The sequence below is a fragment of the Cobetia sp. UIB-001 genome, from assembly GCF_044789135.1.
Lineage (GTDB): Bacteria > Pseudomonadota > Gammaproteobacteria > Pseudomonadales > Halomonadaceae > Cobetia > Cobetia amphilecti.
On record NZ_CP058244.1, the window covers coordinates 1,260,377 to 1,283,790 of the forward strand.

Genomic DNA, 23,414 nt, shown 5'->3' on the forward strand with positions numbered 1-23,414 from the left:
CAGACAGGCCATGCGTGTCATCCCGGCATGGCCAGCCTTGGCGTGCTGGCGCCGGACAGGGGCGTTCCAGTCTGCGATCAAGCGCCTTCAGCGTTCGATGGGCGTATCGTCACGGTTGCCCCATTCCTTCCAGGAGCCCGGATAGGCGCGCACATCGCTGAAGCCCAGCGCCTGACCCACCAGCCAGGTCAGACCGGAGCGGTGATGGCTCTGGCAGTGCGTCACGATGTGCTGTTCGGGATTGAGGCCGCGAGCGCCCAGTTCGGTCACCAGCTCCGCATAGTCGCGGATACGCAGGTTGCGCTCACGGTCCATGGCCTCGGTCCACTCGAAATGCACGGCGCCCGGGATATGGCCGAGGCGGGCGTTCTGGCCCTTCTCGCCGCGATATTCCTCCGCGGAGCGTGCATCCCAGACCACGACGCTTTCCTGCGGGTCCTCGGCCGCCAGTCGATCGAGAATGTCTTCCCGCGTCGCCATCACGTTGGTGTCCATGTAGGCGGCGTGATACTCGCTGGGGCTCCAGTCGCTGGCGGTGTCACTCAGCGGCAGGCCATCGCCTTGCCATGCGTGCAGGCCACCATTGAGGTAGCTGTAACGGGTATGGCCGAGCAGCGCCAGGGTCCACAGCAGGCGTCCGGCCCAGCCGCCGCCTTCATCGTCATAGGCCACTACATGGCTGTCGCGGGTGATGCCAAGGGCTGACATCACGCCAGACAGCGCCTCGGGGCTCGGCACGCCGGGAATGTCATCGTCATTGCTGCCGACCAGCTGCTTGAAGTCGAGCAGGCGAGCGCCGGGCACATGATGCGCATGGCTCTCGGCTTTCAGCGGGACGTCGACGATCACGATATCAGGATGGTCGAGCATCTCCGCGAGCTGCTGCGGTTCGACGATCAAGGGCAGCAGGTCGGCTTCCGAGGGGGAAGGGTGTGAAGAATCGTGAGACATGGCGTAATCCTTGCTTCTACGAAGAGAGTGATCCTTCCGGCATCATGGCACGTCGGCTGGCACTGTGGTCAAGTCACTACGATCAAGACACTGCAATCAAGTGACTGCGGCGAGGCGAAGTGTCACCGCGCCAGATTCCTTGCCATCTTGTCCCCTGAAACGACATGTTTTCAGTATAATGCCGCGCGTCACATTCCGGGGCGAACGTGTGAATGCCCAGTGCGAACGTATGACGGTACAGACGTGGACGACGCGTGTGCCAGCAGGGCACAGTGCGCGCCATGACCTGACCTTCTGGACAGCCTTCTGGACAGGCTTCTGATCAGAAGGCGAGGCCAGCCATTAACCCCAGCAGCCAGTAGATCCAGTAGGCCTTGTCGAAAGAAGCGCTTGTTTCAGTGCAGCGGGCCTGGGGCGAATGCCACATTCTGGCCCTCGGGAACACCCTCTTAACGGCCCCAGGCAATACACTGTCTATCGCCAGTGGCGCTGCTGCACTCTTCGAGTGCGGTGCGGGCGCTCAATGTGTGTCATTTCGGTGCAGCGTGTCGGCGACCCGTCGACGCTGAGCTGCTACTCAATCGCTTCATCCTGAACGGGAGTCATCATCTTGCTCGAGCGCCTATTCTCACTGCGTGCCGAAGGCACCACGACGCGCACGGAAGTGCTGGCGGGCATCGCCACCTTCATGGCGTCGATGTACATCATCGTGGTCAATCCCGGCATCCTGTCAGCCGCCGGCGTGCCATTCAGTGCCGCCCTCACGGCGACCGTGCTGGTCAGCTTCTTCGGCAGCCTGATGATGGGCCTGTACGCGCGCAACCCGATCCTGGTCGCGCCGGGCATGGGCATCAATGCCCTGTTCGCCTACACCATGGTACTGAGCGGTGGCATGAGCTGGGAGGTCGCGCTGGGCTGCGTGTTCTGGGCCGGCGTCATCTTCGCGGTACTGGCCATGTTCAACGTGCGCCGCCTGGTGATCGATGCGATTCCCGCCCAGCTCCGCTACGCCATCGCCTGTGGTATAGGCCTGTTCATCACCTTGATCGGTCTGGTGAATGCCAAGCTGATCGTGTCCAACCCGGTCACCGTGGTCAGCGTGGCGCCGATGACGCCCTCGCTGGTGGTCTTCCTGCTGGGGCTGGCGCTGACCGCCATCCTGGTCGCGAAGCGCATTCACGGCGCACTGATCATCGGCATCATCGTCACGACCCTGATGGCGACCACCATCGGGCGTCTGTGGGGGGATGGCAGCGCCTACTTCCCGCCGGAGATCGCCCAGCCGACGCTGGTCAACTTCACCGGTATCTTCGCTGCCCCTGATTTCAGCGGCCTGCTGGCGCTGGACCTGCTCGGTTCGCTCAAGGTGGCCTATGCGCCGTTCATCTTCGTCATCCTGTTCACGGTGTTCTTCGATGCGCTCTCGACCTTCATGGCGGTGGCCGAGGCGGGCAATCTGAAGGACGAGAATGGTGACCCGCGCAATATCCGTCGCTCGATGATGGTCGATGCCTTCTCGGCGCTGGTGTCCGCGCCACTGGGTACCAGCCCGGCGAATGCCTACATCGAATCGGCGGCCGGTATCAGTCAGGGCGGACGCACCGGGCTGGTCGCGGTGGTGGTGGCGCTCTGCTTCCTGCCGTTCCTGTTCCTGGCGCCGCTGCTGTCGCTGGTACCGTCCATCGCGACTGCCCCGGCGCTGATTCTGGTCGGCGTGTTCATGATGGAGCCGATAGGCAAGATCCACTGGCACCAGTTCGATGATGCGATTCCGGCCTTCATCGCCATGGTGATGATTCCGCTGACCTACTCCATCACCCACGGTATCGTGTTCGGCTTCCTGAGCTTCGTGGTCATCAAGCTCGGCGTCGGCAAGGCGCGCGAGATTCGCCCGACCATGTGGGTGCTGTTCGCGCTGTCACTGCTGCTGTTGCTGGAAGGCTAGGCTTCGAAAGCGGCAGTGATGTGTCTCGAGGCTGTGATGTGTCTTGAGTGCCTCGAGCATGAAAAAGCCCCGCCAGGCAGTGACTGCCTGGCGGGGCTTTTTGTTGACGGCTTTTTTGATAGCGCCTGATCAGCTCTCGGTCAGCGAGAGCAGAATCTTCTTGTAGCTCTCGAAGCGCACACGGCCGATCTCGCCGTTGTCCACGGCCTGAAGCAGGGCGCAGCCCGGCTCCTTCTCGTGCTTGCAGTCGCGGAAGCGGCAATAGCCGAGATAGTCGTGGAACTCGCGGAAGCCGTCGGTGACCTGCTCGGGAGTCAGGTGCACCAGACCGAATTCACGGATGCCGGGCGAGTCGATCAGGTCACCGCCATCCGGCATGTGATAGAGCCAGGCGGTGGTGGTGGTGTGCATGCCCTGGCGTGATTCGGCCGACAGCGGGCCGACACGAACCTCTTCCCTGGGCAGCAGCATGCCGATCAGGGACGACTTGCCGACGCCACTCTGGCCGACGAAGACCGAGGTGCGGTCGCTGAGCTGGGCCTTGAGGGCATCCAGCCCCGACTCGCCACGCGTGGTACAGGCGACGACTTCGTAGCCGAGCGCTTCATAGCGCGCCAGCAGGTCGCGCAGCTCACCGCCGCTTTCCGGCAGCAGGTCGACCTTGTTGAGCACCAGCACCGGCGTGATGCCGGTGGCTTCCGCGGCGATCAGATAGCGGTCGATCAGGTTGGGCTGCGGGGCGGGTTCGGCGGCGAACACGATCAGGATCTGGTCGATGTTGGCCGCCACCGGCTTGAGCACGCCGCGCATGTCGGGGCGTTCAAGCTCGGTGGTGCGTGCGCCACGCGCGACGACGACGCCGCTGGCATCGCTGGCTTCGCGCCAGATGACCCGGTCACCGGTGACCAGCGTCTCGAGGTTGGCGCGCAGGTGGCAGCGGTGCAGGCTGCCGGATTCGCTTTCGACTTCCAGGCTACGCCCGTAGTGGGCGATGACACGGCCATGCTGCTCCGGGCCATATTCGCCGGCGTCGAGCTTGTCGCGGTCCTGCGTCTCGCGCTTTTCGGCGCGCTTGGTACGCTCGGCCTGCACCTTCTCGATTCGCCATTGCTGCTGGCGGCTTAGCTTGCGTTTACTCATGCTTGGCTGGTGACTCCGGTCGCCGTTCGTTCGCCAGGGATGGGAGAGTCTTCCCCCCTTTGCGGCGCGATTGTACCCTTTGCGCCCTCGGGTGTCGTGCGACGCCCCGGGGTGGCGTGTGATACTGCTGTCATCGACTGGCGTCCCGCGCCATTCCATCATCTGCTCAGCAAGGAGTGACCCATGGCAAATCCCACCGCGCAGGCCGACCGCCTCATCTGGATCGACCTGGAAATGACCGGCCTCGACCCGGCGCGTGAGCGCATCATCGAGGTAGCCACGCTGGTCACCGACGGTGACCTCAACCTGATCGCCGAAGGCCCGGTGTTGGCCGTGCATCAGCCGGACAGCCTGCTGGAGGCGATGGATGAGTGGAATACGCGCACCCATGGTGAATCCGGGCTGGTGAAGCGCGTCAAGGAAAGTCAGATAGATACCGCCGAAGCCGAACGCCAGACCCTCGAGTTCCTGGCCCGGCACGTGGCGGCAGGCGCCTCGCCGATGTGTGGCAACAGCGTGCATCAGGACCGTCGCTTCCTGCAGCACGAGATGCCGTTGCTGGAAGAATTCTTCCACTATCGCAACATCGATGTCTCGACCCTGAAAGAGCTGGCCAAGCGCTGGAATCCGGCCGCGCTCGACGGCTTCAAGAAGCGTGCGACCCACCAGGCGATGGACGATATCCGTGAGTCACTGGCGGAGCTTGCGCATTACCGCAAGACCTTCCTCAAGCTGACCCAGCAGGGCATCGTCTAAGCATCGTTCCTCTAGGCAAGGGCGCTCGAAGCGAAAGCCCTGGAGGCAACGCCTCTCAAAGCGCGGTGGCCAGGCGGGCGCCGCGCTTGATGGCCTGCTCCTTCAGCGCCCAGCGCACATGCTCGCGCAGCGGCTCGCTGGGGTAGGCCAGACGGGCGCGCAGCACATGCTCGACCTGCTCCGACCAGGGCGCGTTGCCCAGCCCGATGGCGATGTTGGAGAGCCACTTCTCGTAGCCGATGCGTCGAATCGGGCTGCCTTCCGTCTTGCTGAGAAATTCCTGCTCCCCCCAGCAGAACAGGCGGATCAGCTCGATGCGATCCAGATCATGGCGCGGCGAGAAGTCCGTCTCCTGAGTCGCCTTGGCGAAGCGCGTGAAGGGGCAGAATAGCTGACAGTCATCGCAGCCGTAGATGCGGTTGCCCATCGGGCGGCGGAATTCCTCGGGGATGGCGCCATCGAGCTCGATGGTCAGGTAGGAGATGCAGCGCCGCGCATCGACGACCTTGTCCTCGACGATGGCATCCGTCGGGCAGGCGACCTTGCAGGCGTTGCAGCTGCCGCAGTGTTCCTTTTCAAAGGGGGCGTCCACCGGCAGGGGCAGGTCGGTGTAGAGTTCGCCCAGGAAGAACAGGCAGCCGGCCTGCTGATTCATCAGCATGGCGTTCTTGCCGAACCAGCCGATGCCGGCCTTCTGTGCCAGGGCGCGCTCCATCACCGGGGCGGAGTCGACGAAGGCGCGATAGCCGAACTTGCCGACCTCCTTCTCGATCTGCTTGGCCAGATTGGCCAGTCGCTTGCGCATCAGCTTGTGGTAATCACGCCCCAGCGCGTAGCGTGACACATAGGCGCGTTCGGGTTGGCTGAGCACCTGAGTGGTCTCGACCTCAGGCGGCAGGTAATCGAGGCGCACGCTGATGACGCGCAGTGTCCCGGGCACCAGCTCCTCAGGGCGAGTGCGCTTGGTGCCGTGCTTGGCCATGAAGTTCATCTCGCCGTGATGGCCGTTGGCCAGCCAGCGCTCCAGATAGGCCTCATGGGCCGAGAGGTCGACATCGGTGATGCCGACCTGCTGAAAACCCAGCTCGCGCCCCCATGTCTTGATGCGCGTCGCCAGTTCCGCCATGGCCTGTTCATCGGCGGCGGGGCTCCCGGTGTCGGCAGGTGAAGTGGCGGCAGTGGATGAGTGCGGAGCAGACATGGGGGTTCCAGCGAGATCGAGGGCAGAGGCGCGCCACCTTAGCGCAACTTGCCGGTCAGCCCAAGCGTGCTGCCTGACGGCGTGGGCACGGCAGGTAAGGTGCAGTAGAAAGGAAGGCGGCATGCAGCGCCATGCCTCACGATAGGCAACGCATATCCAGGCAGGCAACGAGCGTCCAGACAGGCAACGAACATCCAGTCAGGCAATGGATATCCAGACAAGGAGTGTAGGCATGACAGCGCACGAATCGACCTCTGACCAGACCTGCCCCCCGGCATCTTCGGCAACCATGACGCTGTGGCGTTCGGTCAACTGTCTGTGGCCGTTGGCGGCGCTGCGTGATCTGGAGCATTGGATGCTCGCGGAGGAGACCGTCGCCGCTGACAGTGGCCAGAGCGAGGCGCCGGTGGAGAAGCGGCTGATGGGGCGCGCCGCGCAATCGGCGTTCGATCTGCTGCGTCAGCGTTGGCCGGAGACGCGCAGGCTGTGCGTGCTGTGTGGCGGCGGCAACAATGGCGGCGATGGCTATCTGCTGGCGCGCTTGGCATTGCTGGCGGGCTTCGAGGTGCGAGTCATCGCCTTGACGCCGGAGGCTGCCTTGACCGGGGATGCGCAGCTGGCCGCGATCGCGGCACGCGAGGCTGGTGTCGAGACGCTGGCATGGCCGAAGGCCGATGAGGAGGCGGCGGATGCGCTGCTCAAGGGCTGGCCCTTGCTGGTGGATGCGCTGACCGGCATCGGCCTGCGCGATGCGCCGCGCGGCAGCGTGGTCGAAGCCATCGAGCGCATCAATCACGCTCATCAGCAGGGCGTGCATGTCATGGCGCTGGATGTGCCCTCAGGCTTGAACGCCGCGACGGGCGCGGTCGCGGGTGTCGCCGTGGAAGCGGATGTGACGCTGACGTTTCTGGTCGACAAGCCGGGCCTGCACACCGGACGCGCCGAGCTGCACGCCGGGCACGTCAGTCTGGCGCGCCTGGGCGCGGCGCGCGTGTTGCCGGAGGTGGTCGCGCAGTCGCGAACCGCGGCCTTGCTGGCAGAGGATGCCGTGCAGCGGCTGACACCGCGCTGGCTGGAGTCCGAGCTGGTGCCGCGCTCGCCGCTGGCCCACAAGGGCGATACCGGCAGCGTGCTGGTCTTCGGCGGCGGGCCGGGGCTGGGGGGCTCGGTGTTGCTGGCCAGTGAGGCAGCGGCGCGGGCCGGTGCCGGCAAGGTCGCGCTGCTGACGGCGCCCGCGCATATCAGCGCCAGCCTGACGCGCTGCCCCGAGGTCATGGCGCGCGGTCTCAAGAGTGGCCCGGAGGGCAGCAGTCATGATGGCTTCGCCGTGCTGGAATCACAGCTGGCACAGGCCAGTGTGACGCTGGTCGGGCCCGGCATGGGTACCGAAAGTCTCGAGAGCATGCTGTGGGGGTGGGGCGGCATGTCGCGGGTGCTGGCGGCAGGTCAGCCGCTGGTCGTGGATGCCGATGGCCTGAGCCTGCTGGCCTGGCGCGCGAGCGAAGGCGACATCATCCGTCGCGATGATTGGGTGCTGACGCCGCATCCCGGCGAGGCCGCGCGTTTGCTCGATTGCAGTGTGGCGGACGTCGAACATGACCGGATCGCAGCCGCAAGAGCGCTTCAGCAGCGTTTCGGCGGCAGCGTGGTGCTCAAGGGCGCGGGCAGTCTGGTGGCGAGCCCTGCGGGGGTGCTCGAGGGGCCGGCGCTGGCGCTCTGTCCCTATGGCAATCCGGGCATGGCCAGTGGCGGCATGGGCGATGTGCTGGGTGGCATCATCGCGGGGCTGGCGGCGCAGGCGCTCAACGGCGGCTTCGATGCACGCCAGCCGCGTTCCTCCCTAGATGAGGCGGCGCAGGCCCGGCGAGTCACGCGCGCCATGGCGCAGGCGGCTCGGATTGGGGTGCTGGTGCATGCCCTGGCGGCCGACCGGGCGGTACAGGAGCGTGGTGAACGTGGCCTGCTCGCAGGTGATCTGGCATCCTATATGCATTTATTGCTCAATCCACGGGCCCGAGATGCGCATACTTCTGTCTGATGAAAACGCCCAGGTTGCCTTCGGCACTCAATTGGGAAATATCCTTGCCGGCCGCGGGCTGGTGTTCCTTGAGGGTGAGCTGGGGGCGGGCAAGACGACCCTGACCCGCGGCGTGCTGCGCGCCTATGGTCACCAGGGCGCGGTCAAGAGCCCGACCTACACCCTGGTGGAGCCCTACGTGCTGCCACGGGCCGAGGGTGGCGAGTGGCACATCAACCACTTCGATCTCTACCGCCTCGCCGACCCTGAAGAGCTCGAGTTCATCGGGGGCCGCGATCTGCTCGCCGCCGACAGCCTGGCGCTGATCGAGTGGCCGAGCTGTGGTCAGGGCTTTCTGCCCACGCCGGATCTGCGCATCACGCTGTTCGTCGCCGACGAAGGACGCGAGGCCGAATTGACTGCCCTGACACCGCGAGGTGAGGGTTGGTTGGCAACACTGGCCGAGCGTCGAACCTCTCAGGCATGATGACGCCGTTCCGCTTGCGTTGTCTGGCGGCGCAGTGTCCGATCATTCGTTATCTTCATTCATGTTCTTTCTGTCTGGGTCATCCTGTCTGATGCCTGAAATAGCGTCCAAAATCCCCCGTATGCGTCTGGCGCGCAGCTTCCGTCGCTGGCTGGCGGGTGGCGTCGTCTGCTCGCTTGCCAGTCTGGTGCTGGCGCCGCAGGCGCTGGCCGCCAAGGTCGAGAACCTGCGCTTGTGGACCGCACCGGACCACACGCGGCTGGTGTTCGATCTCGACAGTGCCGCCAAGGCCAAGGTCTTCGGCCTCGACAATCCGCGCCGTCTGGTGATCGACCTTGCCGGCAGCGAAGTGGCCAGTGCCGCCGTCGAGCGCAAGTTCGCCGCGCTGAATCTCGAAGGCAGCGCCATCAAGTCGATCCGCAGCGGACGTCAGGGGGATGCCCTGCGTGTGGTGCTCGACCTGACGCGCCCGGTCAATCCCAAGGACTTCACGCTGGCGCCGAATGCCAAGTACGGCAATCGCCTGGTGGTGGATCTCGAGTTCCCCGGCGAGTCGGCGGTCGAGAATCCCATCGACCCCATCGAGGCCCGTATCCGCGAGCAGGAACAGGCCGCGGCCAAGCGCAAGCTGAAGGGCGAGCCGGCGGAACCTGTGGTCAATACCCAGGCGGCGGCACATCCCAAGCGTGACATCATCATCGCGATCGACCCTGGCCACGGCGGGGAAGACCCGGGCGCAAGCGGCCCCAGCGGGACTCGAGAGAAGGATGTGGTGCTCAAGATCGGCAAGCGCCTCAAGCGCATGTTCGATGCCCAGCCCGGCTTCAAGGCCATCCTGACCCGCAACAGCGATTACTACATCCCGCTGCGCAAGCGGACCGAGATCGCGCGTGAGCAGAAGGCGGACTTCTTCGTCTCGATTCACGCCGATGCCTTCAACAGTCCGCGCCCGCACGGCAGTTCGGTCTTTGCGCTCTCAAGCCGCGGCGCGACGTCCGAGACCGCACGCTGGCTGGCCGCCACCGAAAACCGTGCTGACCTGATCGGGGGCGTGGATGGCAATCTCAGCCTGAATGACAAGGATGAGATGCTGCGTGGCGTCTTGCTCGACCTGACCATGACCGCGACGCTCAACGATTCGCTGGCGGCGGGTAGCGGCGTGCTGGCCAATCTCGGGCGTATGAATTCCCTGCACAAGCGTCAGGTGGAGCAGGCGGGCTTCGTGGTGCTCAAGTCGCCGGATATCCCCTCGCTGCTGGTGGAGACGGGCTTCATCTCCAATCCCCAGGAAGAGCGCAACCTCAACAGCGGCCCCTATCAGGAGAAGCTGGCGCGCTCGATCTTCTCGGGAATCCAGAGTCACTTCGAGCGCAATCCGCCGCCCGCGAGTCTGCTGGCATGGCAGCGCAGCCAGGCACGCGGTGGCAACGGCGGCGAATATCGCGTCAAGAGTGGCGATACGCTGTCGGAAGTGGCCCAGCGCCACAACGTGAGCATGGCGGCCCTCAAGCAGGCCAACAACATGAGTGGCGACACGGTGCGCGTGGGCCAGCTGCTCAAGATTCCGCGCAGCTGAACCTGACGTCATGAAGTCGCCCTGACCGCACCTTGCGTTGGCGGGGCGCAGACACTGTCCGCTGATGCAGTTCCGGCATGCGTTGCTTGCCGTGACTGGGTCGGCGGACAGTATCGTTTTCAGAGAAGCGGCGTTTTTTCGCTCGTGTATCCAGGAGTTTATCGATGTCTGACGAGCTGACCGACATGCAGCCCGCTCGCCCTGGCGAGCGACGGATCCGTATCCTCAATCCGCGCCTTGCCAACCAGATCGCGGCGGGTGAGGTCGTGGAGCGGCCGGCTTCCGTGGTCAAGGAGCTGGTCGAGAACGCCATCGATGCCGGCAGCACCCGCATCGAGCTGGAGCTGGAAGGTGGCGGTGCGCGGCTGATTCGCGTGCGCGACAACGGCTGCGGCATCACCGAGGAAGACCTGCCGCTGGCGCTGTCACGGCATGCGACCAGCAAGATCGAGAGCCTGGATGATCTCGAGGGCGTGGCGAGCCTCGGTTTCCGGGGCGAGGCACTGGCCTCGATCAGTTCGGTCTCGCGGCTGGAGCTGTTCTCGAATGTCTCGGATGAACCGGCCAATGGCTGGCGGGTGGTGGCGGAAGGGCGCGAGATGGCGCCGCGTGTCTCCCCGGCGCCGCATCCGCGTGGCACCAGCGTCGCGGTGCGTGATCTGTTCTTCAATACGCCGGCGCGCCGCAAGTTCATGCGCACCGAGAAGACCGAGTTCGGTCATGTCGAGGAAAGCTTCCGGCGGCTGGCATTGTCACGCCACGATATCGGCTGGACGCTGCGTCACAACCAGAAGGTGGTGCACCAGCTGCGCGCCGGTGAAGACACCCTGACGGTGGAGCGGCGCATCGGTGCGTTGCTGGGGCGCAACTTCCTCGAGCATGCGCTGCATCTGGATATCGAGGCCTCCGGCCTGCGCCTGTCCGGCTGGGTGGGCTTGCCGACGCACTCGCGTGCCCAGGCCGATCAGCAGTACTTCTTCGTCAATGGCCGCGTGGTGCGCGACCGCCTGGTCGCGCATGCCGTGCGTCAGGCCTATCGCGATGTGCTGTTCCATGGTCGGCATCCGGTGTTCGTGCTCTACCTGGAGCTCGACCCGACGGTGGTAGATGTCAATGTTCACCCGACCAAGCACGAAGTGCGCTTCCGGGACGGGCGACTGGTGCATGACTTCCTGTTCTCCAGTCTGCACAAGGCGCTGGCCGAGGTGCGCCCCGGTGACAACAGCGCCGCGCCTACCGGCATCGAGGGGCAGGAGAAGGAGGAGGCCCCCGGCTGGCAGCAGCAGGGCATGCGTCTCGGTCGTCAGGAACAGGATGCCCAGCCAAATGCCGCCTCCGAGCAGCAATCGTCATCGGCCGGTCCTCAGGCCGGGGGCGACTCGTCGGCCTCGCCGAGCGCGCCTGCAGGTCGCCCTGCGCCCCCCTGGCAGCCTTCCTCGCAGTTGCCGCCTGCCGGTGATGGACGCTCCAGCGAACGCCTGAGTGCCGAGCGTGTGCGTCAGTTCATGGCCGGCTATCGGGCACTGCACCCCAGCGAAGATCATCTGCTGACGCCGGGTGGCGGCGCAGGCGGCACGGGCGTGGTCAACGACCCGGCGGCGATCGCCAGTGCCGAGCGTGAGGCGCGGCGTGCACCACGTGTCACGCTGGGTGAAAGTGGCCGCGAGGGTGACGGGCCAGGGCAGGGCGCAGGACAAGGGAGTGCGCAGGCCGGTGTCGGGGAGTCTGCGCCCGGCTGGCGGGTTGACTCGCCTCAGGCGGGTGGGCCGTCCGGTGGCGCGCCTTCCAGCGACGCCGTGTCTGGCATGTCGGCGCCGTCTGGCCCTAGTGACTCTGTCTCGGGTGGTTCGGTCTCAGGCAGCTCGGCAGTGGTGATGCGCGGTCTGCCGGCCCAGAGTGACGACGATGACACCCCGCCGCTGGGCTACGCCGTGGCGCAGCTGCATGGCGTCTACATCCTGTCGCAGACCTCGCGCGGGCTGGTGATGGTCGACATGCATGCCGCTCACGAGCGCATCACCTATGAGCGCATGAAGCAGCATGTGCATGGTGGCGGCCATCTGGAGGCCCAGCCGCTGCTGGTGCCGGTGTCGCTGGCGGTCAGTTCGCGCGAGATGGGCACCTTCGAGCGCGAGTCCGAGGCGTTCACGCGTCTGGGTGTCGAGCTGGACGCTGCCGGGCCGGAAACGCTGCTGGTGCGTCAGGTGCCGGTCGTGCTCGGCAATGCCGATGTGGAACCCCTGGTGCGCGGCATGCTGGAAGATCTTGAGCGCTATGGGCGCAGTGACCGCATGGAGGCGCACATGAATGAACTGCTCGCCGACATGGCGTGTCGCGGCAGCGTGCGCGCCAACCGCCGACTGACGATTCCGGAAATGAATGCCCTGCTGCGTGACATGGAGCGCACCGAGCGCTCCGGGCAATGCAATCATGGCCGACCGACCTGGACCGAGCTTTCGATGCATGAGCTCGACAAGCTGTTCCTGCGCGGCCAGTAGATGACGCCCCGTGTCGTCGCGGTTCACCCCTGATTCACCTCCCAGCCCAGACAATAGGCCATGACCCAGATTCAACCCCCTGAAGATTCCCGACACCACGCACCTGGGGTGGCTGACAAGCCGCCTGTCGTGTTGTTGATGGGGCCGACGGCCTCCGGCAAGACCGACCTCGCCATTCGCTGGCATGAGGAGCAGGGCGCGGAGCTGATCAGTGTCGATTCGGCGCTGATCTATCGCGGCATGGATATCGGCACGGCCAAGCCGAGCGCGGCCGAGCTGGCCCGAGCGCCACACCGCCTGATCGACTTTCTCGACCCGCTGGAGAGCTATTCCGCCGCCGAGTTTCGTCGCGATGCGCTGGCGCATATTGCCGAGATCCAGTCCCGCGGCAAGATGCCGCTGCTGGTCGGTGGCACCATGATGTATTTCAAGCGTCTATTGGAAGGCGTAGCGGAGCTGCCGGCAGCGGATGCCGAGCTGCGCGCGGAGCTCGAGGCGCGTATCCAGTCCGAGGGTCTGCCGGCGCTGCATGCGCAGCTGGCGCGGCTTGATCCGGCCACGGCACAGCGCATTCGGGCCACGGATCCCCAGCGGCTGACACGTGCGCTGGAGGTCTGTCTGATCAGCGGGCGCCCGATGAGCGAGCTGCTCGCGGAGCAGCCAGAGGCGGAACTTCCGTTCCGGCCGATAGCGATCGCACTGGCGCCCCACGATAGAGCCGTGTTACATGAACGTATCGAGACGCGTTTTGATCAGATGTTGGAACAGGGCTTCATTGCCGAGGTCGAAGCGCTGAAGGCACGTCCGGAGCTGCATGCGGGCCTGCCCTCGATACGTTGTGTCGGCTACCGTCAGGTGTGGGATTTTCTCGATGGCCATCTGAGCCGGGACGAGATGCGCGAACGTGGCATCATCGCGACGCGTCAACTCGCCAAGCGACAGTTGACCTGGTTGCGGAGCTGGCAGGGGATTCACTCGGTGGATTCCATGGGTGTAGATCCTTACAGTGAAACCTTGAAAATCGTGCGCCAGACCTGCACTTAGCGTAACATGAGCGGTCACGACCCGCGCCCGTGAAGCCCCCTCAAGAGGGCAACCCGGAGCGCTGGCGAACATAACCATACTTACCTCGAACGAGACATTTTTACGGAGAGTCACATGTCCAAAGGTCAATCACTCCAGGACCCGTACCTGAACATCCTGCGCAAGGAACGTATCCCGGTCTCGATCTTCCTGGTCAACGGCATCAAGCTGCAGGGCCAGATCGAATCCTTCGATCAGTTCGTGATCCTGCTGCGCAATACTGTCTCCCAGATGGTTTACAAGCACGCTATCTCGACCGTGGTGCCGTCGCGCAATGTGCGCCTGCCGGCCCAGGATCCGAGCGTGCCGTCCACAGAAAGCTGAAGTTAGAGGCGCTGATTGTTCTTCGAACGACCCGAAGCCGGTGAAACGGCCGTCCTGGTGCATGTCAATTTCCGGGACGAAAAAGAACGCGAGGATGCCGGTGAGCTCCTCGAACTCGTACGTTCGGCAGGCGCCGTGCCGGCGACCCTCATCGAGGGTAGCCGGCCCCGTCCCGACTCCCGTACGTTCATCGGAGAAGGCAAGCTTGAGGAAGTGCAAGAGGCCCTGGCCGTGCACGAAGCCGAGCTGGTCATTTTCAACCATTCATTGAGTCCTTCCCAGCAGCGTAACCTCGAAGCCACGCTCAAGTGTCGCGTCATCGACCGTACCGGTCTGATTCTCGACATCTTTGCCCAGCGTGCGCGGACCCATGAGGGCAAGCTGCAGGTGGAACTCGCACAGCTCGAGTACATGTCCACCCGCCTGGTGCGGGGTTGGACCCACCTTGAGCGTCAGAAAGGCGGTATCGGTCTGCGAGGCCCGGGGGAAACCCAGCTCGAGACTGACCGTCGCCTGTTGCGCGCCCGTATCAAGTCGATCCACAAGCGACTCGAGAAGGTGCACAAGCAGCGCGATCAGAACCGCCGTGCCCGTGCGCGTGCCGAGATCCCGAGCCTGTCGCTGGTCGGCTATACCAACGCCGGCAAGTCGACGCTGTTCAACGCGCTGACCACCTCCGAGGTGTACGCCGCCGATCAGCTGTTCGCGACGCTGGACCCGACGCTGCGTCGGCTGGAACTCGAGGATGTCGGTCCGGCAGTCCTGGCCGATACCGTCGGCTTCATTCGTCATCTGCCGCACAAGCTGGTGGAAGCCTTCCAGGCGACCCTGCAGGAAGCGGCGGAAGCGGATCTGCTGGTACATGTCATCGACGCCGCAGACCCGGAGAATGACCGCAATACCGAGCAGGTCAATCACGTCCTGAGCGAGATCGATGCCGGTGATGTGCCGCGTCTGTTGGTCATGAACAAGATCGACCGACTCGACATGGCGCCGCGCATCGAGCGTGATGGCTTCGGTCGTCCGCTGGCGGTGTGGCTGTCGGCACGCGACGGCAAGGGGCTGGATCTGTTGATGCAGGCCTTCGCCGAGCTGCTGTCCGACAACGTCATCTCCATGCAGCTGACGCTTGGGCCTGAGAAGTCCCGTCTGCGGGCAGGCCTGCATGAGCTGGACGCGGTCAAGGACGAGCAATATGACGAGCAGGGCAATGCGCTGCTGGACGTTCGTCTCGAGAAACGCGACTTTCTGCAGTTGTTGTCGCATCTTGGTGAATCGCCTGAAGATTATCTCGGCGGTGAACATGACGACCGTGAAGCCTGGCAGCGTGAGCTGTCCGCCGAACGCGCGGAAAAGCATCGCGTGTCGGTCACGCACAAGTCCTGATACCGTCTGGTAACGAGACTTGCGCCGGTGCGCTGCGCAGCACTCGATGAGAAGTGGCGCACGACGCAGCAGCGCACTGTTGTCGCAAGGCAGTGGCAAGCACTACCCGGCATCCATCGCCGCGCACGAATGACGATGGATGCCCTCGCGCAGGGTATGCCCTGCGCGTCAGAGCAGCGGGCATTCAGCAGGATTGGCTGGATGCCGTCCGACGGACGATGGCCGTCGGGCAGGGCCATGGCCTTCTCCCGCAAGGGACGCGTCGCCATGCCGTACGAGAGAATCGGTCGCCGGAGGCCATCAGGCTCAAGGCACGGAACCGGTCGCAGCTGGCAGGGCGGCGTCATCATAATGACGAGCGGAACATCGACTGAGTGGAGACGACGTATGGCTTGGAATGAGCCGGGTGGCGGCAACCAGCATGACCCGTGGAGCGGCGGTGGTCGCAACGGGGACAAGAAGGGGGGCGGGGGTAACGGCGGTGGCAATGGTGGACCGCCCGACCTCGACGAAGCGCTGAAGAAATTCCAGGACAAGCTCAACGGCATGCTCGGCAATGGCCGCAAGCGTCGTGGCGGTGCCGGTGGCAATGGCGGCAACGGTGGCAGCACCAATGCCTTCGCACTGCCGGGTATCATCGGTGTCATCCTGGTCGCCATCTGGGCGGCTTCCGGTTTCTATCTGGTCGATCAGTCAGAGCGTGGCGTCGTGCTGCGTTTCGGCAAGTACAACGACATCGTCGGTCCGGGCCTGCACTGGAATCCGCCGATCATCGACGATGTGCGTGAGGTCAACGTCACCAAGGTGCGTTCGCTCTCCCAGACCAAGTCGATGCTGACCCAGGACGAGAACATCGTCGAAGTCCAGATGTCCGTGCAGTATCAGGTGTCCAACCCGCGTGACTTCCTGCTCAACGTCCGTGCGCCCGAGATCAGTCTCGAGAACGCCATGGACTCTGCGCTGCGTCACGAAGTCGGCAGTGCCGACATGAACGACATCCTGACCTCCGGTCGTGAACTGCTGGCCAGCAACGTCAAGTCGCGCCTGCAGTCCTATCTGGACAACTACGGTGTCGGCCTGACGCTGCAGACCATCAACGTCGAGTCCACCTCTGCGCCGGCAGCGGTCCAGGATTCCTTCGATGACGTCATCAAGGCGCGTGAGGATCGTCAGCGCACGATCAACCAGGCACTGGCCTACGAGAACTCGATTCTTCCGGAAGCCCAGGGTCAGGCGCAGCGCATCATCGAGGAAGCCGAGGGTTACAAGGAGTCCGTGGTCGCGAAGTCCCAGGGTGAAGCCAACCGCTTCACGTCCCTGCTGACCGAGTACCAGAAGGCGCCGGAAATCATCCGCGAGCGCATGTATCTGGAAACCATGGGCGAAGTGCTCGGCAAGACCAACAAGGTGCTGGTGGATGTCGAGAACGGCAATTCCCTCATGTACCTGCCGTTGGACAAGCTGGCCAACAAGTCCAGTGCTGCCGCTGAAGACAGCAGTGGCATGAGTCGTAGCGAGCTGGACCGTGTGTCCCGACAGGCGAGTGATGCCCTGAGCCGCAGCCAGAGCACTGACAGCAGCAACAGCATCCGTCGGGAGGGTCGTTAATGATCAACAATCGCTCACTGATGGCCGTCGCCGGTCTGGCCGTAGTGGCCTGGCTTGGTAGCAACAGCCTCTACACGGTTGATGAGACCCAGCGCGCCATCAAGCTCAAGTTTGGTGAAGTGGTGGAAGACAACATCCAGCCCGGCCTGCACTTCAAGCTGCCGGTCTACAACACGATCCGTACCTTCGATACGCGCGTGTTGACGCTGGATGCCCAGGCAAGCCGTTATCTGACCCGCGAGAAGAAGGCCGTCATCGTCGACTCCTTCGTCAAGTGGAAGATCGTCGATCCGAAGCGCTACTACGAAGCGACCTCCGGCGACGAGCAGATGGCCGAGCGCCTGATCGCGCCGCGTGTCGACGAGAGTCTGCGTAACGAGTTCGGCAAGCTCGAACTGGTGCAGATCATCTCCGAGCAGCGTGACGCGCTGATGAAGAAGCCCACCGAAGAGCTCGACGAGGTGATGCGCAAGGAACTGGGGGTGTCGATTCTCGATATCCGCGTCAAGCGTATCGACCTGCCGGACGAAGTCTCCCAGGCGGTCTACGAGCGCATGAAGACCGAGCGCCAGCGTGAGGCACGAGAGTATCGTGCCCAGGGTCAGGAGCAGGCCGAGAAGATCCAGGCCAATGCCGATCGTCGCCGTTCCGTTCTGCTCGCGCAGGCCGAAGAGCAGGCGCAGACCCTGCGCGGTGAGGGCGATGCCTCCGCCGCAGCCATCTATGCCGGTGCCTACGGGGCGGATACCGAGTTCTTCCGCTTCTACCGCTCACTGCAGGCCTATCGCGACAGCTTCAAGGGCGATGGCAACATGATGGTCATGCAGCCGGACAGCGAGTTCTTCCGCTTCTTCAAGGACCCGCAGGGTGGTAGCAAGTAAGCAGCATCATCAAGCCCGAAGGCTCGCCTTCGGGGATGTTGCGCGCGGCTTCTGGCAGCATCAGAGGCCGCGCAGTGGATGAACGTCGCTCGAGAGGTTCGCGGGGTTCATCCCACAAGGATTCATGCTAGACTCCTGCAACCGGGCACCGCCCGGTTTTTTTGTGGCCGCTTTTCATGCACAGGCGCAAGGCCGACAGGAAAGCGTCGAGCAGGACCTTGCTTCACGGGTCTCGGTCGGCTGCTGTGAAATCCCCCGCAGGCGTCGCGTTCGTCACGCACGCCAACCGGGTGCATTTCCTCGCGTCACGAGTCACCCCTTGTCATAAATCTCTCGCAGGATAGCGCAATGACCATCGCAGATCGCTGGCTCCTCCCGGATGGCATGGATGAGGTATTGCCCCCTCAGGCAACCCGTATGGAGGCGCTGCGCCGCGCGCTGCTCGACCTCTATCATCGCTTCGGCTATGACCTGGTGCTGCCGCCGCCCGTCGAATTTCTCGATTCGCTGCTGACCGGCACCGGTACCGAGCTTGATCTGCAGACCTTCAAGCTGACCGACCAGATGACCGGTCGCATGATGGGCGCCAGCGCCGACGTCACCCCGCAGGTGGCGCGCATGGATGCTCACTCCCTGCACCGCGAAGGCCCGGTACGTCTGTGCTACTGCGCCAACGTGCTGCGCACCAAGGCGGACAAGCACCAGGGCGGTCGCAGCCCGGTGCAGGTCGGTGCTGAGCTGTTCGGTCACGCCGGCCTCGAGGCCGACCACGAGATCCTGCACCTGGCACTGACCAGTCTCGAGCAGGCCGGTGCCGGTGAATTGCACCTGGCACTGGGCCATATCGGCATCTATCGTGCCTTGATCGCCGAAGCCGGCATGAATGACGAGCACGAGCGTGAACTGTTCGCCGCCATCGAGCGTAAACAGTATTCCGCTCTCGATGCATTGATCGATCGCGTGGTGGGTGACAAGGTAGTGGCGGGCATGCTCAAGGCGCTGCCGCACCTGCACGGTGATGACGAGATTCTTGCCCAGGCGCGTACCGCCTTCGCCGGCGCACCGGCGGCAGTCGCCAGCGCTCTGGATCAGCTGACGGCGCTGAGCTGCGCGGTCCGCGAGCGTCATCCGCAGGTCACGCTCTATTTCGATCTCGCCGAACTGCGCGGTTACGAGTATCACACCGGCATGGTGTTCGCGGCCTACGTCCCGGGTTACGGTCAGGCGCTGGCCAAGGGTGGTCGCTACGACGATACTGGACGTGCCTTCGGTCGTGCGCGTCCTGCCACCGGCTTCTCGATGGACCTCAAGCAGCTGGCCTCGCTGGCCGTGCAGGCCCCGGCCTGCGACGGCATCTGGGCGCCGGCACTCAACGACAGCGCGCTGCGTGAGTGTGTCGATCAGCTGCGTGCCGCTGGCGAGCGTGTCATCGAAGCGCTGCCGGGCCAGACCACCGGCGCGGATGCACACCGTTGCAACCGTGAGCTGGTCAATGGCGACGGCGGCTGGCAGGTCGTCACACTCGATGCCTGAGCTTGTATGGCTGAGCTTGAATGGTTGAGCTTCGGTGATCCGAGAGCGATGGCAGCGAGTGACAGATAGCAGAACAGCTGGGGCCACTGGGTCCCGAGGTGCAGCTGCCGACAGGGCAGCTGCACTTGTGAGTGGGTTTTCACCGACGGTTATTCACCGAAAGAGATAGGAACCATGGGCAAGAATGTAGTCGTGCTCGGCACCCAATGGGGTGATGAAGGCAAGGGCAAGGTCGTCGACCTGCTGACCGAATCCGCCAGCGCCGTCGTGCGTTTCCAGGGTGGCCACAACGCGGGTCACACCCTGGTGCTGGACGGCAAGAAGACCGTCCTCCACCTGATCCCGTCCGGCATCCTCCACCCGGGCAAGACCTGCGTCATCGGCAACGGTGTCGTGCTGTCTCCGGAAGCGCTGATCAAGGAAATCCGTGAGCTTGAAGCCAACGACGTGCCGGTGCGTGATCGCCTGCGTCTGTCGCCGGCCTGCCCGCTGATCCTGTCCTACCACGTGCGTCTGGACCAGGCGCGCGAGAAGGCCCGTGGCGTCGCCAAGATCGGTACTACCGGTCGCGGCATCGGTCCGGCCTACGAAGACAAGGTCGCGCGTCGTGGCCTGCGTCTGGGTGACATGCTCCACCGTGAGCGTTTCGCCTCCAAGCTGGGCGAAGTGCTGGATTACCACAACTTCGTGCTGCAGCACTATCACGGTGAAGCGCCGGTCGACTTCCAGCAGGTGCTGGACGAAGCCATGGAAATGGCCGAAGAGCTGCGCCCGATGGTCTGCGACACCGTGGATCTGGTCCACTCCGTGCGCAAGGCCAACGAGAACATCCTCTTCGAAGGTGCTCAGGGCTCACTGCTCGACATCGACCACGGTACCTACCCGTACGTCACCAGCTCCAACACCACTGCCGGCGGCACCGCCACCGGTTCCGGCGTCGGCCCGCTGTATCTCGACTACGTGCTGGGCATCACCAAGGCCTACACCACGCGTGTCGGCTCCGGCCCGTTCCCGACCGAGCTGTTCGATGAGTTCGGTCGTCACCTGGCCGAGCGTGGCCACGAATTCGGTGCCACCACCGGTCGTGCGCGTCGTTGTGGTTGGTTTGATGCCGTCGCTCTGCGTCACGCCGTGCAGATCAACTCGGTCAGTGGCATCTGCCTGACCAAGCTGGACGTGCTGGACGGTCTCGAGAACATCCGTGTCTGCATCGGCTATCGCAGCAAGGATGGCGACGTGCTGGACAACCCGGTGGATTCCGAAGGCTACGAAGCCATCGAACCGCTGTACCAGGACCTGCCGGGCTGGAGCGATTCCACCATCGGCGTGCGCGAAGTCGACAAGCTGCCGGCCAACGCCCGCGCTTACATCAGCTTCCTGGAAGAGCAGGTCGGCGTGCCGATCGACATCATCTCCACTGGCCCGGACCGCAACGAGACCATCGTACTGCGCAACCCGTTCCACGGCTGATCATCACGCATGGCTTAGATGAGCCTTGCATGACGGCATGATGGCGTGACCAAGACACCCCGTCGGGATTCTCCCGGCGGGGTGTCTTGCGTTGTGGAATTGTGGAGGGGGCATGAGTAGTGGGGGTCTTTAGAGAGGGCTTGCGTTGCAGGGGAGGGGCGTAGCGGGGCAGTCGTCATCGCTCACCTGGCGCGCACGGGATTGTTGTACAGGGCACCTGGTCCCTCGGGCAGTGCTGGTAGATATTTTAAATGGGAATGATTGTTATTTTTGTTGTGATCGGCGGCTATCTTGTCGGCAAACTGGTTGCCCAGGTCGCAATTCGACGTTTTCGGTGGGGTCCCCGCTTCACATCGTTCTGATACAGGACTAAAATGGTCCCCAATTAATCTTCCCGTGGTGGAGGCCAGCATGCTGAAGCTTTCCAAGATGACCGATTATGCCGCTGTCGTGATGGCGCGCATCGCCCGCGAGCCGGACTCGGCCCATGCGGCGATCGATCTGGCCGAAAGCGTGCAGCTGCCGCATCCCACCGTGAGCAAGACGCTCAAGGCGCTAGTGCGGGCCGGGCTGCTTGAGTCGCGGCGCGGTGCGCTTGGCGGTTATCGCCTGGCTCGCCCGGCCAGCCAGATCACGGCCAGCGACATCATCAGCGCCATCGAAGGCCCGGTGGCCGTGACCGAGTGCAGCCACGCCGACGGCGATTGCGAGCTGGTCAACACCTGCGGGGTGGCCGACAACTGGCAGCGCGTCTCGTACGCCATCAGTGAGCTGCTGGGCAGCGTGACGCTGGCGCATCTGGCGTCATCCGCGCCACTGCGCATGCCGGTGCAACTGCCGATTCAGGCCATCAGCCTGTACGGGGATGACGAACCGCCCCCCGTGGCCAGGGCAGCCAACAGCACTGGCAAACGCTAGAACCGGCAAACACTGAATCCGTTGCCGCGCGACACACGTCGCCGTGGCAACACGAACATTCGAACTTCGCTGCGATTCGGGCGGGGTGATCAGGCATCTGAACAGACCCGGAGCTCTCCGGGAGAGGAGACCAGCATGGCGAGCCAGGAGATGGAGCAGCTTGTACAGCGCGAGTACAAGCAGGGCTTCGTGACCGATATCGAGAGCGACACCATTCCGCCGGGACTGGATGAAAGCGTGATTCGCTTCATCTCGGCCAAGAAGGGTGAGCCGGAGTGGATGCTGGAGTGGCGTCTGGATGCGTATCAGCAGTGGCTGAAGATGAAGGCGCCGTCCTGGGCCCACCTGGATTATCCGGAGATCGACTACCAGGCGATTTCCTACTTCAGCGCCCCGAAGAAGCCGGAAGACCGCCCGCAGAGTCTGGATGAGGTCGACCCCAAGCTGCTCGAGACCTACGAGAAGCTGGGTATCCCGCTGCACGAGCGTGCCGCACTGGCGGGTGTCGCGGTCGACGCGGTCTTCGACTCCGTGTCCGTGACCACCACCTTCAAGAAGGAGCTGTCCGAGGCGGGCGTCATCTTCTGCTCCATCTCGGAAGCCATCCAGGACTACCCGGAGCTGATCAAGCAGTATCTCGGTACCGTGGTGCCCAAGGCTGACAACTACTTCACCGCGCTGAACGCGGCCGTCTTCACCGATGGCTCCTTCGTGTTCGTGCCGGAAGGCGTGACCTGCCCGATGGAGCTTTCCACCTACTTCCGCATCAACGCCGCCAATACCGGCCAGTTCGAGCGCACCCTGATCATCTGCGAGAAGCAGGCTCAGGTCTCGTATCTGGAAGGCTGTACCGCGCCGCAGCGTGATGACAACCAGCTGCACGCCGCCGTGGTCGAGCTGGTGGCCCTGGAAGACGCCTACATCAAGTACTCCACCGTCCAGAACTGGTATCCGGGCGATGAAGACGGCAAGGGCGGCATCTACAACTTCGTCACCAAGCGTGCCGATTGCCGTGGTGACCGCTCCAAGGTCTCCTGGACCCAGGTCGAGACCGGCTCCGCGATCACCTGGAAGTACCCGTCGTGCATCCTGCGCGGCAAGGACAGTGTCGGGGAGTTCTACTCCGTCGCCGTCACCAATGGCCGTCAGCAGGCGGACACCGGTACCAAGATGATCCACATCGGTGAGGGCACCAAGTCCACCATCGTCTCCAAGGGCATCTCGGCCGGTAACTCCGAGCAGTCCTATCGTGGTCTGGTCAAGATCGGCCCGCGGGCCAAGGGCGCGCGCAACTTCACCCAGTGTGACTCGCTGTTGATCGGCGACCGCTGTGGCGCGCACACCTTCCCGTATCAGGAAATCGGCAACGCGACGGCCACCGTCGAGCACGAGGCGACGACCTCCAAGATCGGCGAAGATCAGCTGTTCTACTGCCGTCAGCGCGGCATCAGCGAGGAAGATGCGGTCAACATGATCGTCAATGGCTTCTGCAAGGACGTCTTCCAGGAGCTGCCGATGGAGTTCGCCGTCGAGGCCGAGGCGCTGCTCAACGTCACCCTTGAAGGCGCCGTCGGCTGATCCCGCCGTCCCTTTCGCATTCACCCCATTCTTGAGGGCCGCTCGCGGGCGGCCTGTCAGCA

The 23,414-nt window shown here is 64.0% G+C and carries 18 protein-coding genes; 15 read left to right on the plus strand and 3 right to left on the minus strand.

The features are described 5' to 3' along the window. Positions 1 to 87: 87 nt before the first annotated feature. Positions 88 to 951 carry a sulfurtransferase gene (locus tag HA399_RS05330; RefSeq protein ID WP_404326325.1) on the minus strand — a complete coding sequence of 288 codons (864 nt, stop codon included), beginning with the start codon at positions 949 to 951 and terminating at the stop codon, positions 88 to 90. 610 nt (positions 952 to 1,561) lie between these two features. Between HA399_RS05330 and HA399_RS05335 the strand changes: the two genes are divergently transcribed. Further along, positions 1,562 to 2,896, plus strand: a complete 1,335-nt coding sequence (locus tag HA399_RS05335) for an NCS2 family permease (protein ID WP_404326326.1) — start codon at positions 1,562 to 1,564, stop codon at positions 2,894 to 2,896. A gap of 129 nt (positions 2,897 to 3,025) precedes the next feature. On the opposite strand, the gene rsgA is transcribed toward HA399_RS05335, so the two are convergent. After that, positions 3,026 to 4,036 (minus strand): small ribosomal subunit biogenesis GTPase RsgA, encoded by a 1,011-nt coding sequence (rsgA, locus tag HA399_RS05340; RefSeq protein ID WP_043335189.1) that lies wholly within the window; start codon positions 4,034 to 4,036, stop codon positions 3,026 to 3,028. A 183-nt stretch (positions 4,037 to 4,219) separates the two neighbouring features. Here rsgA and orn point away from each other — a divergent pair, with 183 nt between their 5' ends. Continuing rightward, positions 4,220 to 4,792 carry an oligoribonuclease gene (gene orn, locus HA399_RS05345; protein ID WP_107335235.1) on the plus strand — a complete coding sequence of 191 codons (573 nt, stop codon included), beginning with the start codon at positions 4,220 to 4,222 and terminating at the stop codon, positions 4,790 to 4,792. Between the two features lie 55 nt (positions 4,793 to 4,847). Here the strand turns inward: orn and queG are convergent, their stop codons facing one another. Then, a complete protein-coding gene (gene queG, locus HA399_RS05350) occupies positions 4,848 to 5,918 on the minus strand; it encodes a tRNA epoxyqueuosine(34) reductase QueG (RefSeq protein ID WP_225996436.1) in 1,071 nt (356 codons plus the stop codon). A 307-nt stretch (positions 5,919 to 6,225) separates the two neighbouring features. On the opposite strand from queG, the gene HA399_RS05355 reads away from it, so the two are divergent. The 13 genes from HA399_RS05355 to sufB all read left to right on the plus strand — a co-directional run bounded on the left by HA399_RS05355 (position 6,226) and on the right by sufB (position 23,352). After that, on the plus strand, positions 6,226 to 8,031 hold the full coding sequence (locus tag HA399_RS05355) for an NAD(P)H-hydrate dehydratase (RefSeq protein WP_404326327.1): 1,806 nt from the start codon (positions 6,226 to 6,228) through the stop codon (positions 8,029 to 8,031). After that, entirely contained in the window at positions 8,012 to 8,497 is a 486-nt protein-coding gene (tsaE, locus tag HA399_RS05360; protein WP_043335197.1) for a tRNA (adenosine(37)-N6)-threonylcarbamoyltransferase complex ATPase subunit type 1 TsaE, read from the plus strand. Before HA399_RS05355 ends, tsaE begins: the two co-directional genes overlap by 20 nt. A 121-nt stretch (positions 8,498 to 8,618) precedes the next feature. Further along, a complete protein-coding gene (locus HA399_RS05365; RefSeq protein WP_043335201.1) occupies positions 8,619 to 10,073 on the plus strand; it encodes an N-acetylmuramoyl-L-alanine amidase in 1,455 nt (484 codons plus the stop codon). Between the two features lie 164 nt (positions 10,074 to 10,237). Then, positions 10,238 to 12,571, plus strand: coding sequence for a DNA mismatch repair endonuclease MutL (gene mutL, locus HA399_RS05370; RefSeq protein ID WP_404326329.1), 2,334 nt, complete (start codon positions 10,238 to 10,240; stop codon positions 12,569 to 12,571). Between the two features lie 60 nt (positions 12,572 to 12,631). Next, positions 12,632 to 13,615: a tRNA (adenosine(37)-N6)-dimethylallyltransferase MiaA gene (gene miaA / locus HA399_RS05375; protein ID WP_404326330.1), complete on the plus strand. Its 984-nt coding sequence runs from the start codon at positions 12,632 to 12,634 to the stop codon at positions 13,613 to 13,615. A gap of 114 nt (positions 13,616 to 13,729) precedes the next feature. Further along, positions 13,730 to 13,978, plus strand: a complete 249-nt coding sequence (gene hfq / locus HA399_RS05380) for an RNA chaperone Hfq (RefSeq protein WP_043335203.1) — start codon at positions 13,730 to 13,732, stop codon at positions 13,976 to 13,978. A gap of 15 nt (positions 13,979 to 13,993) precedes the next feature. Continuing rightward, positions 13,994 to 15,364 (plus strand): ribosome rescue GTPase HflX, encoded by a 1,371-nt coding sequence (gene hflX / locus HA399_RS05385; RefSeq protein WP_404326331.1) that lies wholly within the window; start codon positions 13,994 to 13,996, stop codon positions 15,362 to 15,364. Positions 15,365 to 15,751: 387 nt separating this feature from the next. Continuing rightward, on the plus strand, positions 15,752 to 16,972 hold the full coding sequence (hflK, locus tag HA399_RS05390) for an FtsH protease activity modulator HflK (RefSeq protein WP_043335204.1): 1,221 nt from the start codon (positions 15,752 to 15,754) through the stop codon (positions 16,970 to 16,972). Beyond that, on the plus strand, positions 16,972 to 17,853 hold the full coding sequence (hflC, locus tag HA399_RS05395; RefSeq protein WP_043335206.1) for a protease modulator HflC: 882 nt from the start codon (positions 16,972 to 16,974) through the stop codon (positions 17,851 to 17,853). Before hflK ends, hflC begins: the two co-directional genes overlap by 1 nt. Positions 17,854 to 18,201: 348 nt before the next feature. After that, positions 18,202 to 19,386: an ATP phosphoribosyltransferase regulatory subunit gene (locus tag HA399_RS05400; protein ID WP_131431591.1), complete on the plus strand. Its 1,185-nt coding sequence runs from the start codon at positions 18,202 to 18,204 to the stop codon at positions 19,384 to 19,386. 174 nt (positions 19,387 to 19,560) lie between these two features. Next, complete coding sequence (locus HA399_RS05405) at positions 19,561 to 20,856, plus strand: adenylosuccinate synthase (RefSeq protein WP_043335209.1); 1,296 nt, start codon at positions 19,561 to 19,563, stop codon at positions 20,854 to 20,856. Between the two features lie 411 nt (positions 20,857 to 21,267). Beyond that, positions 21,268 to 21,774: an SUF system Fe-S cluster assembly regulator gene (locus HA399_RS05410; RefSeq protein ID WP_279831138.1), complete on the plus strand. Its 507-nt coding sequence runs from the start codon at positions 21,268 to 21,270 to the stop codon at positions 21,772 to 21,774. Between the two features lie 135 nt (positions 21,775 to 21,909). Continuing rightward, on the plus strand, positions 21,910 to 23,352 hold the full coding sequence (gene sufB, locus HA399_RS05415; RefSeq protein WP_054557094.1) for a Fe-S cluster assembly protein SufB: 1,443 nt from the start codon (positions 21,910 to 21,912) through the stop codon (positions 23,350 to 23,352). Positions 23,353 to 23,414 lie beyond the last annotated feature (62 nt).